Source organism: Candidatus Fukatsuia symbiotica (assembly GCF_003122425.1).
Classification (GTDB): Bacteria; Pseudomonadota; Gammaproteobacteria; order Enterobacterales; family Enterobacteriaceae; genus Fukatsuia; species Fukatsuia symbiotica.
Genome location: NZ_CP021659.1, coordinates 2,507,741 through 2,522,786 on the forward strand (window position 1 = coordinate 2,507,741; position 15,046 = coordinate 2,522,786).

The window sequence follows — 15,046 nt, forward strand, 5'->3', positions numbered from 1 at the left end:
GGATGTAAATTGTTAGAGTATATACCACACTATTAATGCTGAAGTTAAATAACCCCCCCTTTTGAAAGTTACATACGAGCATAATTATTTTTTCTATTTATTAACGTAAAAGGTTGTGCTATCCTCCGCGCCCGAGTGATGGCTATATACCTTTAGCTGTTCATCAATAGATTACTGATTTATTAAGATTAACCATTAAATGTTACTTGTTACTTGTTACTTGTTACTTATTTTTCGTAGTGTCATATGGAGGGACAGTATTAAATTTAATTTTTGCTTTTATAATGTTTATTAAACGCATAAAATCAATTAGTTACTAATTGGTTTCTCGTGCGTCTCTCTAGTCTCTTTATATGATTATGTCTGTATTTTCATAAATATCAAGAAAATTTCATAGCGGCATTTGGTTAAAAAAATGGAACGTATTTTATTTAAATTTCAATTAATTAGGTCAATATGCTTTAACTTTCCTATATTAGTTATCGGATTCATGTTTAGCCCCTTGCTTGCCCAGCAAAATGAAGTGGCATGGCAGCCCGTTGTTGAAAATCAAAAGGGTTTATTGCACCCGGCGCAGTCTGATGATATTTATAAAGCTAACCATTACCTACCTAATTCGCCAGCAATTAATAAACATAGAAATATTATTGTTAATGAAAATTCCTTTTTTTCTATTGGCTCATCAAGTTCTAATACCACACTATTCGGCGATCGAAAACAGGATACAAATAAAGAGGCACGGCATAATTTGCCGGTTTTATCAAGTGAAAACAATTGTTGCCAACCCAAGGGAACTACTGAGGCGGATCCATTACGGGCCCTCCAGTTTTTGGCCAGTAAAGATTTAAATAATATCACTCTTGATAAAATAAAAACCGAGGCAACAGGGAAGGTTAAAAGCATGGCGAAAAATTATTTTCTGACGCCATTACAGCAAAAAACGCAAACTTTATTAGGGAAATTTGGGCAGGCACAATTTAATTTAGCGGTTGATGATCGGGGACGCTTTAATAAGAGTAGTGTTTCACTATTTACACCTTGGTATGACAACCCGCACCAATTACTCTTCTCACAAATGGGCATCCATGATCAGCAAGGGCGTATGATCACTCATTTAGGTATTGGGCAACGTATTGATATGCCTGATAACCGTTGGCGTTGGGGATATAACTTTTTCTTTGATTATGATTGGAGTCGCTCTCATCGCCGTATGGGAATGGGGCTAGAGACGTCGATGGACTATCTGAAATTTGCTGCCAATTATTACCATCCGTTATCAAACTGGAGGGATTCCGCTGATGTTGAAGATTATCTCGAACGTCCTGCACGAGGGTTCGATATTCGTGGACAAGGCTATTTGCCTGCTTACCCTCAACTCGGTGCCTCGCTGAAATATGAGCAGTATTTTGGCGATGCAGTTGGCCTCTTCGGTTTTGGCAAAAATCAACGACAACAAGATCCTCGTGCTGTCAACCTAGGTTTAAATTACACCCCTTTTCCACTAGCAACCATTAATGTCAATCATAAGCAAGGGCAGCAGCGCCAAAAAGAAACCCAATTTGGCCTGACATTAAATTATCAATGGGGTGTCACATTACAGCAGCAGTTAGATCCCACTAAAGTGGGAACAAGCCGTAGTCTTACAGGTAATCGCTTCGATCTGGTAGATCGTAACTACGATATCGTCCTTGAATACAAGGAAAAACAGGTTATTAGCGTTGATCTTCCTCCGGTGACACCAGGGCTGATAGAGGGGGATAGCTATATTATGCAGCCGTTGGTAAAGACAAAATATCCAATCACTAAAATACGCTGGCTGGGTGATGTTGTGCCACTTTCCTTAGTCGCCACTGCGGGTAGCCTCAATCCCCAAGGATGGAAAATTACGTTACCAACTTGGCGTCCCGAATCAGAAGACAGTAATACTTATCAGCTAGCTATTGAACTTACTGATAAAAAAGGCAATACCGCAATTTCTAATAATTTGCACATTCTTAATGGTCACAATCGAAAAGGAAAGTTATCCGTCATCGGCGATAACAAGGCACCGGCTAGCGGCATCGTCGCGGATGCCATTCAAGTAAAAATTAACGTGCAAGATTACAAAGGTAATACGGTACAGCTTAAAGGTATAAAACCAACGTGGTATGTGGTTGATAAGGATGGCAAAAGGGTGCCGGTAGTCACTGAAAAACGTTGCCCTAAAAATAGTAATGGAATGAGACTCCCTTGTATTCGTGTTATTGAACCTAATCAGCCAGAAGCCAACGAATATGTAGTGAAAGTAGTAAGTAGTCTGCACGGAAGTTTCGAACTGGCTGCATCTTTGGCCGACTATGGTGAGAGCAATCGCCTGTCTTTGTTATTTGTGGCTACTAATAGTACTGAAGACGTACGGATAGTTATTCTTGATCCAAAGGGATCGAATCTTTTAAAAACGGGTGATACCCCGCTGGTTGGCAAGGCATATGAGGCGAAATTTTACGCCAAAAACGATGAAGATATCACCGAACAAATCCCCCTGATCATATTAGATGGTTGTTACATGGTGAAAATAGCGAATGTGGTGCATCAGGAGCATCACTGAACAACCATGATACTGGAGTGCGTGGCTATACCTTTACCCCTCGAGAATCCCATGAAAGTAATACGGGTCTGACTTGTGGTGATCAAGGTTTTAAAATTAGGGTCACTTATTAATAAGTAGGTTTTGCAAGAAATCTACTGTTGTAACAACGGAAAGGAGTCAATCAGCATTGGATAAAATGCATTTAACGCTGGAACAGATAGCATGAAGTTAACGTTAAAAACAATTGCAATAGCTACGATGACACTCGTTTTATGGTTGAGTGGATATTCGAATGCTATCGCTAATACGGATGATCCTGTTAGCGAGGATGACATTTTTGATTCTGGCTTTATCCCAGGAACAAGGATAAGCAAAGAAACTGCGCCGATACAGGGTCGAGCACCGACGATCAGTGCGCCTTCCAACCAGAAGGCTGATGCAGTGGATATTAGCCGTGTTTCTGTTATTGCTGGAAAAATAACCGCAGGGGACAGTATAACCCTAACCTATAACTTTCATGATAAAGATAATGATACCGATAACAGTATAGTGAGCTGGTTTTATACTTTGAATGAGGTTGATCACAGCATTCCTGATGCCAGTCATGTCTTAGGTGATCGCAAAAAATCAGGTAGTTCGACAATTAAAATACCACCTCAAGCAGCCGGTGCTTCAGTGATTAAAGTGAGCATTCAAGTCGCTTCTGCTTACGGTTACCCCCGTCTTGGCAAATTGATAACCATTGCTGATATTAGTCAGCACGATGATCACATCGCTGCGAATATTGGCGTAGTTACGCTCACGGGTACTCATGGAGGTATCTTTTTAGCGACAGATAATCCACAGGCAGGATCAGGAGCGCAAGACTATACCAGGGCGGAAGCACCCTCTGTTCGAGTGGGTCAAAGCTATTTATTCAGGGCTTGGGTTGATAGTAATAGTAACGGTGTTTGGGATGCGACGGAAGCTGATATCACCGCAAACCTCAAGCAGATTCAGTGGATTTTACACGGAAATAACCAGGTCGCCACAGGAAATAACCCATCGTCAACATTAAATAAAATGGCAATTCCCGGGGCAACTTCCGACAAATACAACGTACCTGTCAACAGTCTTTCAGAGTCGGGCACAGTAGCAGGAGACCAGGGCTTCAAACTGATGGTCGAATTTGACTAATAACCTATTTCGGTAGGTATTAAATATGCGTAACAAAAGATTGAATCGTTGCTTTACCAACGATAAAAAAAGATTTGTTACACCCAATCCAGTAAAGGAAAAAATGAATGAAAACCGATTTTACCTTAAAGAAAACAGCACTGGCCTTGGCTTTAATTGGCTACAGTATGGGTGGTGCTTACGCGATTATGACCACACCTACGAGCACAATTAAAGGGACGGTACCAACACTACTGAATGGAACGGGTATTGAGGGAGTTGATTTTTCATTACAGCAACAAGACCAAAGTGCTTTAACTACAGGAGATCAAATCAGTTTAGAGTATATTTATAGCGACATTGATGGTGACTTAGATGCTTCTACCGTTCAATGGTATGCGGTGACACCAAAAAGTACAATTCCCCTGGACACAGCTTTAATCACCAATACCCTCGCATCAGGGGCGTCAGGAACGACAGGTCGAAGCGTATTAAAAATCCCACTGAGTGCGGCAGGAGCGACAACATTCAAGGTTGAGATAACAGCGATTTCGGCAACGGGAGATCCTAAAACAGGTAATAAGCTTACGATTGAAGATATTACCACCAATAAGCAGGCACATCCTGTAGTGATACCAGGGCCAGTGAAAATTGCGAGCAGGAGCGTACTAGCTGGAATTTATGACAGTACCGATACTAACTTTGATACGAACTTGATTGGTCATGCTACCAATCCACAAGTGGATAAAACCTACGTATTTAAACTATGGGCGGATGAAAATGCTGACCAAGTCCCTGATGATAAGAGTCCTACTGGCGATCTAACTGCGCTGACTTCTTATACTTGGGTATTAACCGGTACCAGTGCTTCAGGTGATGCCAATGGAGACAAACGTACAACCACAGCCGACGGTAATTTCCTCGTACCAGATAACACAGCGGCTGAACGAATAACAAACTCGAAGGATGGTGCACAGGGCTTTAGCCTAGCTGTCGATTACAACTATAAATAAATGACTATTTATAGTTAAAACTACAGGGTTAACTTTATCGATTACGGTAGAGTTAATCCCTTTCATATATATCCTTATTTTTGTTAGAGCCTGTTCCAAATCTTTTTCGCTGTGCTCAAACGAGGAAAAAACGGGCGAAAAAGCGCAGTTTACCCTTTGCATACAATAAAAAGGAGTAAATGAGCATTTTGAGCGCGTTTTTGACGAATGACTTGACCAAAACACGGCGAGCACAAGAGATTTCGAACAGGCTCTTAGAAGTAGGAAGAGAATAAAATGAAAACCCTCTGCCGATATGTTAAAAATAACAACCCATCTTGTTGTATCACCCTAATCAAAAAAAATAAACTCTTGGCGTCGCGAGTTTGTTACCGGTCATGGCTCTATTTAGCTTTATTGATCTGTTATCCCGCTGATGCCATTCTCAGTAATAAAACGAGCATTATCCACGGGCGTTACCCCGAGGTAAGTGGCACAGTTTATTTGCTGCACCCTAATGGAACCCCGGTTCGGAACGGTGATATTTTGAGTCTATTAGATAGACCGATACAATTTACAGTTTCCGATAAAGTTGGAAACGTACAGTTATCAGATGCAGACGGTGATGTAGGATTAAGTGCTGTGGTTGAAACCCGTCGTAACATTCCTATGATCCATTGGCACCATAAAGATGTAGGACTTTCTGATGACGAAAAATTACTTTCTTTTGTTGCTGCCAAGGCGGAGGGTAAAGAATATCAAGTGACGCTACACACTTTTCTGCTAGCCTCCTCTACCTCAGGTATACCCAATCAGAAATGGTATCGGACATCTCGTACCTATTCGTTGCAAGTTAGCCAAACCTATATCAAGAATATAGTAATAACCAACAGCAGAAAGAATGCTGATGGTACAGAGACACACGATATGGAGATAACAGTGACTGATCACTATCAAAAACCGATTGCAGATCAGCCCGTTCAGATCATGACCAGCAATCGTTCTCACATTGGTGAAGTTGGAAGCAATGCCGCCAGTGGTTACATACTGAATCGTGATTTGAATATACTCACTGTCAAATCAGGAATAAAAACAGACAGAAGCGGTAAAATAAGGATTACTGTGACCAATACTTTACTTGGAAAAAGTAGAGTGAGCGCTAGCTTAAATAATGGCCATCACCAAAGTAAAGAGTTAAATTTTACCGGCAGGCTCAATAAGATCCACAGAAACCGCATTACCTTTTTACGACCTAAGTTACACTCTGAAGAATTACCATCAAATCGCTATCATAGTCCTCATATTGTTGATGGAGAAGAATGGGCAAAGTACCTCAAAGATAGTGGTATAAGAAAATTTTGTGCCCCAGGAAGAATACCCACGGAAAACGAATTTAAGCATCTCCATGATGAATTTTCACCCAATGTAAAACAAAAAATCGGTTGGCCTGTTAATCAACCTTATTGGGTGATATCCTCAGAAAACGGTGAATTAAAGCTGTATAATCTAGATAGTGGCACAATAAATAATACGCCATCCAAGAGAGCCAAAGCTTTGATCAGTTGCATTGAATAGTTTTATGTTATTGCAGTGAGGTCGATACATTATGCATTGTCCGTTTTGTACTGCTGTTGATACCAAAGTCATTGATTCGCGCTTGGTGAGTGGGGCTTCGCAGGTGCGTCGCCGTCGTGAATGTCTACTCTGTCATGAACGCTGGACAACATTTGAATCGGCTGAGTTGGTCATACCACGGGTGATAAAAAGTAATGGTGTCCGTGAGCCGTTCAATGAAGATAAACTGCGTAGTGGCATATTAAAAGCGTTGGAGAAACGGCCAGTGAGTGCTGACGATGTTGAAACCGCTATTAGCCATATTAAATCTCAATTACGTGCTACGGGTGAGCGCGAGATCCCCGCCAAAATGGTCGGTAATTTGGTGATGGAAGCGCTAAAACGATTAGACAAAGTAGCCTATATCCGCTTTGCTTCCGTGTACCGTAGTTTCGAGGATATTCGCGAATTTGGCGAAGAAATCGCCAAACTGAAAGATTAACCTAATTTTGATTGATTGTGATTTTTTAATTTTAATTTACTCATTTTTATAATAGATTAATTTTATTCTCTATATCTAACTCGATCCCGATCTTATGAACAATATTGTCCTAGAAAAATTAATTAACACCGAGCTCAATATTGAAACTTTTCAAGACTACGCACCTAATGGTTTACAGGTAGAAGGACGACCAGAGATCAAACGTATTGTCACCGGCGTGACCGCCAGTCAGTTGCTTTTAGAACGAGCAGTGGAGCAGAAGGCTGATGCTATTTTAGTTCATCATGGCTATTTTTGGAAAAATGAACCAGCGGTAGTACGCGGCATGAAACGTAATCGCTTAAAAACACTGTTGGCGCACGATATTAATCTTTATGGCTACCATTTACCCCTTGATGCTCACTCGGTATTGGGTAACAACGCGCAATTGGCTAAACGGCTTGATATTGAAGTACAGGGTAAGATTGAATCACTGCTACCTTATGGTGAATTTAAACCACCACTTGATGCCACGATCTTGGCTAAACGTCTGCAAATACTGTCGGAACGAACAGTATTGCATTGTGGTGATAATGCACCTACTAAAGTGCAAAGTGTGGCTTGGTGTACAGGCGGAGGCCAAGGCTATATCCAACAGGCAGCTGAATTTGGTGTCGATGCCTTTATTACCGGTGAAGTCTCTGAGCAAACCATCCACATTGCCCGAGAGATGGGGGTGAATTTTTATGCTGCCGGACATCATGCCACTGAACGTTATGGTATCGAAGCATTAGGAAAGTGGTTAATCGATGAACATCAACTAGACGTCATTTTTATTGACGTACCCAATCCAGCATAACAGATTGTTATAAATCATAATAAGTAATATTCAGACGAGGAAAAAACGCGACGAAAAAGCGCCGTTATAAGTTTTCCAATTGGCGTAGATAGGGGGCCAGATCGCCAATACAGTCACTTACCCATTGTGGGTTATAGTAGGTATCAAGATAACGCTCACCACTGTCACATAATATGGTGACTATTGCGCCAGATTGTGATCTATCACGCATTTGTATCGCGAGTTGTAATGCACCCCAAACGTTAGTACCAGTAGAAGCTCCCACTTTTCGATTTAGTATATGTTCAAGCCAATGTATGGTGGCAATACTGGCAGCATCGGGGACACGTATCATATTGTCGATGACCTTTGGCATGAAAGAAGGCTCGACACGAGGACGCCCGATCCCTTCAATCCTGCTGCTAGATGTACCCGTGATATCCTTCTTCCCGGTGGTAAAACAATCATAGAATACTGAGCCTTCGGGATCGACGACGACTAACTTGGTATTGTAACCTTGATAACGAATATAGCGACCTAAGGTTGCCGAGGTGCCACCGGTACCGGCGCTCATTACAATATATTTGGGTATTTGAAATGGCTCGCGGGCTATTTGCTGAAAAATACTATCGGCAATATTATTGTTACCACGCCAGTCAGTCGCACGTTCCGCATAGGTAAATTGATCCATATAATGACCGTTAAACTCACGGGTAAGTTGTTCCGATGCCTGATAAATTTGACTAGCATGATCGACAAAAGAGCAGCGTCCACCGTAAGAAGTAATTTGTTCTATTTTCTTTCTAGCCGTACCTTTAGGCATGACAGCGACAAATGGCAGGCCGATTAAATGAGCAAAATAAGCTTCTGAGATCGCGGTACTGCCAGATGAAGCTTCAATGATGGTGGTGTCTTGTTTGATTAAACCATTGCACAAACCGTACAAAAAGAGGGAACGTGCGAGCCGGTGTTTTAAGCTACCCGTTGGATGGGTACTTTCATCTTTTAAATAGAGATTGATGTTTGGAAAGGCTGACAGCCTTAAGCGAATGAGATGTGTATCAGCTGAGCGTTGATAATCCGCTTTTATTTCATTAATCGCATGTTTTATCCAGGCACTATTCATAGAAGTCTACGTTTTATATCGTGAATTAATGTTGTCAATTTTAATTTTTTTTGTGGAAAAAAAAATTATGATTTTTGCTGTTTTTTTGCAATAAAATGGAAATATTTTCTACTGGTGAACCCTATGATAGATAAAATAGATCGAAAATTATTGCGTATGCTGCAAAAAGATTGCACCCAATCATTACAAGTTTTATCTGAAGTGGTCCATTTGACATCCACACCCTGTTGGAAACGTATCAAGCGTCTGGAAGATGAAGGGTTTATTCGTGGTCGTGTGGTGTTACTTGATAGCGAAAAACTGAAGTTAGGGTTGACGGCTTTTATGCTGATCAAAACACATCAACATAGCAGTGACTGGTACGAAAAATTTACGCCATGGGTCAAAAATATGCCTGAAGTTGTGGCATTGTATCGTATGACGGGTGAGTATGATTACCTCATGCAAGTCACAGTGAACGACATGAAAAGTTATGACAATTTCTACAAGCAGCTGGTCAACAGCGTAGAAGGATTAATCGATGTAACAACCAGCTTTGCGATGGAAAAAATTAAATACACGACTGAATTGCCCGTATATGACTAATTGAGATCGAAGCCTATGCAACGCATAGAAAGACGTAACAAAGATTGGTGTATAGTGCTGCTTTATGGTATAAAACGCGCCGATAATCCACTCTGTTTTAGCTTAGTGAACTGCCGTTTTTATTAGGCTTCTTGCAAAACCATGATTCGTTATGCGAAGTCAAGGCGCCTGACGCACAGCAACCGCAGTGCACGAGGATTCCGGGCACCACGTGACTCAGAATCTGCAGCACGTATTTACAAACAAATAGATAGTAGGTTTTGCAAGAAGTCTATTGTGGTTGACTAAGGTGGCGGGTGGAAAAAATGACACCAATGAACTGTACTCATATGTGTAAATAACACACACGAATCGACACATACGCCGGGGTGCTCCGAGTTTCTTTCTTGCGGGGTCGGTGTTATGGGATTTGTGGAGGCATAACCCCAACTCAAATTATAGAGGTTTTAATCATGGCAACTGTTTCCATGCGTGATCTGCTCAAAGCAGGTACTCACTTCGGCCATCAAACTCGTTACTGGAATCCCAAAATGAAGCCTTTCATCTTTGGTGCCCGTAATAAAGTTCATATCATCAACCTGGAAAAAACGGTCCCCCTGTTCAACGACGCTTTGGCTGAATTGAAAAAGATTGCTTCCCGTAAAGGTAAGATCCTGTTTGTTGGTACCAAGCGTGCTGCAAGTGAAGCGATAAAAGAAGCGGCCAATGGCTGTGAGCAATTTTTTGTCAATCATCGCTGGTTGGGTGGCATGTTGACTAACTGGAGAACCGTTCGTCAATCTATCAACCGTTTGAAAGATTTAGAAACCCAGTCTCAAGATGGCACTTTTGACAAGTTAACCAAGAAAGAAGCGCTAATGCGCAAACGTGAACTGGACAAGTTGGAAAATAGCTTGGGTGGCATCAAAAATATGAGCGGTTTACCCGATGCCCTGTTTGTTATTGATGCTGAGCATGAACATATCGCGATCAAAGAAGCGAATAACCTGGGTATCCCCGTACTCGCAATCGTTGATACTAACTCTAGTCCGGACGGCGTTGATTTCATTATTCCCGGTAACGATGACGCCCTCCGTGCCATAAAATTATATCTAGAGGCTGTTGTAAAAGCTGTTCAGGAAGGCCGTTCTCAAGATCTGGTAGTACAGGCAGAAGAAAATTTCATCGTAGAATAATAAGCGTGCAAAACGCCTTGACCTCGCATAACAAACTACAGTTTTGCAAGAAGTCTATTAAAAAAATTGTTTGTAGAAATCGTTCCGCGATCGAATTTTTCCCCCAATGGGATAAACGAGGAAAATTGAATGACTGATATTACTGCGACTCAGGTAAAAGAACTGCGCGACCGTACCGGCGTAGGTATGATGGACTGCAAAAGGGCGTTGACTGCGGCCAATGGCGATATTAATTTGGCTATTGACAACATGCGTAAATCGGGTCAAGCGAAAGCAGCAAAGAAAGCAGATCGTGTCGCTGCTGAAGGCATCATTCTGACTAAAGTTGACGGTAACGCTGCGGCTATGGTTGAGCTGAATTGTGAAACAGATTTTGTCGCAAAGGATGCGGGTTTCAAAGCATTTGGTGAAGAAGTGATCAACCAGGCGCTAGCCGAAAAAATAACGGACATTGCCATCTTACAAACCAGATTCGAAGAACAACGCGCCAGTTTAGTCGCCAAAATAGGTGAGAATATCCGTATTCGCCGTATTGCTATATTTACAGATGCGGTATTAGGCCAATATTTGCACCATAACGCACGTATTGGTGCAATAGTGGCAGCCAGGGGTGCTGATGCAGAACTGGTTAGACAGCTCGCGGTACACATCGTAGCGAGTCATCCTAAATGTCTTACACCTGAGGATGCTCCCAAAGAGGATGTTGATCGTGAGCACCAGTTTCAATTGAGTAGAGTGCTAGAATCTGGCAAACCCCCTGAGATTGCTGAAAAAATACTTGAAGGGCGTATGAAGAAGTTCACTCATGAGATTTCTCTGACTGGTCAGACTTTCTACGCGGACGCCAACAAAACAGTGAGTCAAATATTAGGTAATGCTGATGTCGTCGGCTTCGAACGTTATGAAGTGGGTGAAGGGATTGAGAAACCTCAATCCGATTTTGCCGCCGAAGTGACTGCGATGAATTCACCATCTTGATACCCGAATAAAACCGTCAAATGGCGGTTTTATTTTTGTCTGTCAGACAGCTAATCGCTATTACCCATCATGTATACGGTCAAATTTCTAACATTTTTATACAGAGGCTCAAGACAAACACCATGGCAATCAGTGAAAAACCCATATATAAGCGTATTTTACTCAAATTGAGTGGTGAGGCCTTGCAGGGTAAAGAATGTTTTGGTATCGACCCTGATATCTTGTATCGTATCGCTAAAGAAATCAAAGAACTAACCGACCTGAAAATTCAAGTTGGTGTCGTCATTGGCGGGGGTAATCTGTTCCGCGGTGCAGGTTTGGCAAAAGCAGGAATGAACCGTGTCGTTGGTGACCATATGGGTATGCTAGCTACGGTGATGAATGGCTTGGCAATGCGTGATGCGCTGCACCGTGTCGAAGTTAAAGCACGTATGATGTCTGCTATCCCACTGAGCGGTGTATGTGATAATTATAGCTGGGCCGAAGCTATTAGCTTACTTTGTAATAATAGGGTAGTAATTTTTTCTGCCGGTACCGGTAATCCGTTTTTTACTACAGATTCAGCCGCTTGCTTACGTGGTATAGAAATTGAAGCGGATGTGGTGTTAAAAGCCACCAAAGTTAATGGGGTTTACTCGGCTGATCCGGTGAAAGTTCCAGGAGCGACCTTGTATTCACGGTTAACCTACCAGGATGTGTTAGAGCGTGAACTAAAAGTGATGGATCTCGCCGCCTTTACCTTGGCTCGTGACCACAGTTTACCCATCCGTGTATTTAATATGAATACATTTGGAGCATTACGACGGGTTGTCATGGGTGAAGATGAAGGAACGTTAATCGGTAACAAGTGATCTCTTTTCACAATCCGTCCATTATTCCTTTGCTTATTCAACAGTGACACGACATGGTATAGTAGAGTTACTACAGAACTATGGTTTTGCAAGGGCGATTTTGCAAAGGGTTGGGTTTGCCAAATTATCAGTTTTTCAAAGGTTCACAACGTGATCAATAAAATTAAAATAGATGCCTCTGAGCACATGAAAAAATGTATAGAAGTTTTCAAGGGTCATATCAGCAAAATCCGTACAGGGCGCGCTGCGCCGAGCATGCTCGATGGTATTTCAGTCGAATACTATGGTAGTGCAACGCCGTTACGCCAATTGGCTAACGTAGTTGCAGAAGATTCCAGAACCCTGGCCATCACCGTATTTGACCATAGCATAAGCTCGACGGTAGAAAAAGCCATCAGAACATCAGATTTAGGCCTCAACCCTATTTCTGCCGGTGCTGTTATTCGAGTGCCTCTAGCTCCCCTTACTGAAGAACGCCGCAAAGAGTTAGTAAAAACTGCACGGCGAGAGGCTGAACGAAGTCGTACTGCTGTACGGAATATCCGTCAGGATGCTAACAAAAAAACGAAAGCGTTACTGAAAGACAGTGCAATCAGCGAAGACGAAGAACATGATTCTCAAGATAGTGTACAAAAACTGACGGATGCTCATATCAAAGAAATTGACGAGTTACTGGCGATGAAAGAAGCCGATCTGATGACATTTTAATTTAAAACCATGTCGTTCATATTCAGAGTGTATTCATGAAGAGATTGGCTATTCTTGGTTCTACCGGTTCCATCGGCTGTAGTACTTTGGACGTAGTACGAGCTAATCGCTCTCGGTTTACCGTGACAGCATTAGTTGGTGGTCGTAATGTCAAACGGATGGTCACGCAATGTCAGGAATTCAAGCCGCTTTATGCTGCGATGGCTGATAAACACTCAGCACTCTCCCTGCGTACTTCATTGGCAGAACACGGGATAAAAACTGAAGTTTCTTTTGGCGAGCAGTGCATCGGTGAACTGGCAGCATTAAATGATGTTGATCAGGTGATGGCTGCTATCGTTGGTGTCGCTGGATTATTGCCTACCTTGTCGGCGATTCGGGCGGGTAAACAGGTGTTATTAGCCAACAAAGAGTCGGTGGTCACCTGCGGTCGTCTATTTATGGAGGAAGTGCAAAAAAATGGTGCTCAATTATTGCCGATCGACAGTGAACACAATGCTATTTTTCAATGTCTACCGGAGCGGGTCCAACAACAATTAGGTCATGCTGATTTAGCTGAATATGGGGTTTCAGGTATTATTTTGACAGCCTCCGGTGGGGCGTTACGTGAAATACCTTTGGCACAACTCGCTGATGTTACTCCTTATCAAGCCTGCGCCCATCCGAATTGGAGTATGGGGCTCAAGATTTCCGTGGATTCAGCTACCATGATGAATAAAGGTTTGGAATATATTGAGGCACGCTGGTTATTTAACGCTTCAAGTAAACAGGTAGAAGTTGTTTTACATCCACAATCAGTGATTCATTCTATGGTACGTTATAACGACGGCAACCTATTAGCTCAATTAGGCACTCCTGATATGTGTATCCCGATTGCTTATGCGATGACTTACCCCGAACGGATAAAATTGACCGTCAAGCCACTCGATCTATGTAGTATTGGAACGCTGACCTTTGCCAAGCCTGATAAGAATCGTTATCCTTGCCTACAGTTAGCGATTGACGCCTGTAATAAAGGTCAGGCTGCGACCACCACGCTTAATGCAGCCAATGAAGTTGCAGTGCAAGCGTTTCTCAACGGCTCTATTCGTTTTACTGATATTGCAACAGTGAACCACCAGGTTGTTGAAAGGCTGAGTTTGCTCGATCCAACCAGCGTAGAAGAGGTTTTAGACATCGACACCGAAGCTCGTGATGAAGCAAAGAGAAGTATCGCAGCATTGGAAAAAAATTATTTTACTAAGGGAATCAGTTCGAACCATGTCGTCCAAAAATGCAGATAAGGCGAGTTTGCCCTCCCTGGCGCAGCGATTGCCGCGTCATGTTGCTATTATTATGGACGGCAATGGTCGCTGGGCAAAATCTCAAGGGAAAATGAGGCCCTTCGGTCATAAAGCAGGATTGAAATCCGTGCGCCGAGCGGTTAGTTTTGCCGCAAAACAGGGGTTGAAGGCGCTGACACTTTACGCATTTAGCAGTGAGAATTGGCATCGTCCTGCTGATGAAGTCAGCGCATTAATGAAACTTTTTATGTATGCCTTAGACAAAGAGGTAAAAAGTCTACATGAAAATAAGGTCTGCTTACATATCATCGGCGATACCAGCCGTTTTGATCCGCGCTTACGGGATCGTATTCAGAGTGTTGAAGTACTGACAGAAAATAATAATGGGTTGCAACTCAACATCGCAGCCAATTATGGCGGACGTTGGGATATTATGCAGAGTATGCGCCATTTAGCTCGACAGGTTCAGCAAGGATTGTTACAACCTGATGATCTTGATGAGGAATTAATTAATCGCTGCATGAGCACACGATCTCCGGTCGATTTAGTAATCAGAACGGGTGGCGAGCGTCGCATCAGTAATTTTTTATTGTGGCAAATAGCCTATGCTGAACTTTATTTTACCGATGTACTCTGGCCTGATTTTGATGAAAACATCTTTAAAAGGGCACTGGATGAATTTGCACAACGTGAACGTCGTTTCGGTGGAGCATCACCCGTAGACAACATGACATAAATTCAGAATTACACC

Annotated in this window: 14 protein-coding genes; 13 read left to right on the forward strand and 1 reads right to left on the reverse strand. The window is 42.4% G+C overall.

The genetic code is table 11. From position 1 onward, the window contains the following. Window positions 1–502: 502 nt before the first annotated feature. The 6 genes from CCS41_RS12195 (at window position 503) to CCS41_RS12220 (ending at window position 7,610) form a co-directional block, all read left to right on the forward strand. Window positions 503–2,587, forward strand: a complete 2,085-nt coding sequence (locus tag CCS41_RS12195) for an inverse autotransporter beta domain-containing protein (RefSeq protein WP_240313759.1) — start codon at window positions 503–505, stop codon at window positions 2,585–2,587. A gap of 240 nt (window positions 2,588–2,827) precedes the next feature. Continuing rightward, window positions 2,828–3,745 (forward strand): hypothetical protein, encoded by a 918-nt coding sequence (locus CCS41_RS12200; protein WP_205411426.1) that lies wholly within the window; start codon window positions 2,828–2,830, stop codon window positions 3,743–3,745. A 107-nt stretch (window positions 3,746–3,852) separates the two neighbouring features. Next, window positions 3,853–4,737, forward strand: coding sequence for a SinI family autotransporter-associated protein (locus CCS41_RS12205; protein WP_072550709.1), 885 nt, complete (start codon window positions 3,853–3,855; stop codon window positions 4,735–4,737). 396 nt (window positions 4,738–5,133) lie between these two features. Further along, window positions 5,134–6,291, forward strand: coding sequence for an adhesion domain-containing protein (locus tag CCS41_RS12210; RefSeq protein ID WP_205411427.1), 1,158 nt, complete (start codon window positions 5,134–5,136; stop codon window positions 6,289–6,291). Window positions 6,292–6,322: 31 nt separating this feature from the next. Then, window positions 6,323–6,772, forward strand: a complete 450-nt coding sequence (nrdR, locus tag CCS41_RS12215; RefSeq protein WP_072550711.1) for a transcriptional regulator NrdR — start codon at window positions 6,323–6,325, stop codon at window positions 6,770–6,772. A 94-nt stretch (window positions 6,773–6,866) separates the two neighbouring features. Next, window positions 6,867–7,610, forward strand: a complete 744-nt coding sequence (locus tag CCS41_RS12220) for a type 2 GTP cyclohydrolase I (RefSeq protein WP_072550712.1) — start codon at window positions 6,867–6,869, stop codon at window positions 7,608–7,610. Between the two features lie 64 nt (window positions 7,611–7,674). Here the strand turns inward: CCS41_RS12220 and CCS41_RS12225 are convergent, their stop codons facing one another. Continuing rightward, entirely contained in the window at window positions 7,675–8,715 is a 1,041-nt protein-coding gene (locus CCS41_RS12225; protein ID WP_072550713.1) for a PLP-dependent cysteine synthase family protein, read from the reverse strand. A 123-nt stretch (window positions 8,716–8,838) separates the two neighbouring features. Between CCS41_RS12225 and CCS41_RS12230 the strand changes: the two genes are divergently transcribed. The 7 genes from CCS41_RS12230 (at window position 8,839) to ispU (ending at window position 15,031) form a co-directional block, all read left to right on the forward strand. Next, window positions 8,839–9,300, forward strand: a complete 462-nt coding sequence (locus CCS41_RS12230; protein ID WP_072550714.1) for an Lrp/AsnC family transcriptional regulator — start codon at window positions 8,839–8,841, stop codon at window positions 9,298–9,300. 452 nt (window positions 9,301–9,752) lie between these two features. Next, a complete protein-coding gene (gene rpsB, locus CCS41_RS12235) occupies window positions 9,753–10,475 on the forward strand; it encodes a 30S ribosomal protein S2 (RefSeq protein ID WP_119797612.1) in 723 nt (240 codons plus the stop codon). A gap of 129 nt (window positions 10,476–10,604) precedes the next feature. Continuing rightward, entirely contained in the window at window positions 10,605–11,453 is an 849-nt protein-coding gene (gene tsf, locus CCS41_RS12240; protein ID WP_072550715.1) for a translation elongation factor Ts, read from the forward strand. Between the two features lie 122 nt (window positions 11,454–11,575). Next, complete coding sequence (gene pyrH, locus CCS41_RS12245; protein ID WP_072550716.1) at window positions 11,576–12,304, forward strand: UMP kinase; 729 nt, start codon at window positions 11,576–11,578, stop codon at window positions 12,302–12,304. A gap of 150 nt (window positions 12,305–12,454) precedes the next feature. Then, the gene (frr, locus tag CCS41_RS12250; RefSeq protein ID WP_072550717.1) at window positions 12,455–13,012 is read left to right on the forward strand and encodes a ribosome recycling factor; all 558 of its coding nucleotides are present in this window, start codon (window positions 12,455–12,457) and stop codon (window positions 13,010–13,012) included. Window positions 13,013–13,047: 35 nt separating this feature from the next. After that, complete coding sequence (gene ispC / locus CCS41_RS12255; RefSeq protein ID WP_072550718.1) at window positions 13,048–14,295, forward strand: 1-deoxy-D-xylulose-5-phosphate reductoisomerase; 1,248 nt, start codon at window positions 13,048–13,050, stop codon at window positions 14,293–14,295. Next, entirely contained in the window at window positions 14,273–15,031 is a 759-nt protein-coding gene (ispU, locus tag CCS41_RS12260) for a (2E,6E)-farnesyl-diphosphate-specific ditrans,polycis-undecaprenyl-diphosphate synthase (RefSeq protein ID WP_072550719.1), read from the forward strand. The genes ispC and ispU overlap by 23 nt, the downstream gene beginning before the upstream one ends. The last annotated feature ends 15 nt before the right edge of the window (window positions 15,032–15,046 follow it).

Coding starts and splice junctions, on each gene's coding strand:
- CCS41_RS12230 (WP_072550714.1), top strand. CDS start 8,839: ATGATAGATAAAATAGATCGAAAATTATTGCGTATGCTGCAAAAAGAT.
- CCS41_RS12205 (WP_072550709.1), top strand. CDS start 3,853: ATGAAAACCGATTTTACCTTAAAGAAAACAGCACTGGCCTTGGCTTTA.
- pyrH (WP_072550716.1), top strand. CDS start 11,576: ATGGCAATCAGTGAAAAACCCATATATAAGCGTATTTTACTCAAATTG.
- CCS41_RS12200 (WP_205411426.1), top strand. CDS start 2,828: ATGACACTCGTTTTATGGTTGAGTGGATATTCGAATGCTATCGCTAAT.
- nrdR (WP_072550711.1), top strand. CDS start 6,323: ATGCATTGTCCGTTTTGTACTGCTGTTGATACCAAAGTCATTGATTCG.
- tsf (WP_072550715.1), top strand. CDS start 10,605: ATGACTGATATTACTGCGACTCAGGTAAAAGAACTGCGCGACCGTACC.
- ispU (WP_072550719.1), top strand. CDS start 14,273: ATGTCGTCCAAAAATGCAGATAAGGCGAGTTTGCCCTCCCTGGCGCAG.
- CCS41_RS12225 (WP_072550713.1), bottom strand. CDS start 8,715: ATGAATAGTGCCTGGATAAAACATGCGATTAATGAAATAAAAGCGGAT.
- CCS41_RS12220 (WP_072550712.1), top strand. CDS start 6,867: ATGAACAATATTGTCCTAGAAAAATTAATTAACACCGAGCTCAATATT.
- ispC (WP_072550718.1), top strand. CDS start 13,048: ATGAAGAGATTGGCTATTCTTGGTTCTACCGGTTCCATCGGCTGTAGT.
- rpsB (WP_119797612.1), top strand. CDS start 9,753: ATGGCAACTGTTTCCATGCGTGATCTGCTCAAAGCAGGTACTCACTTC.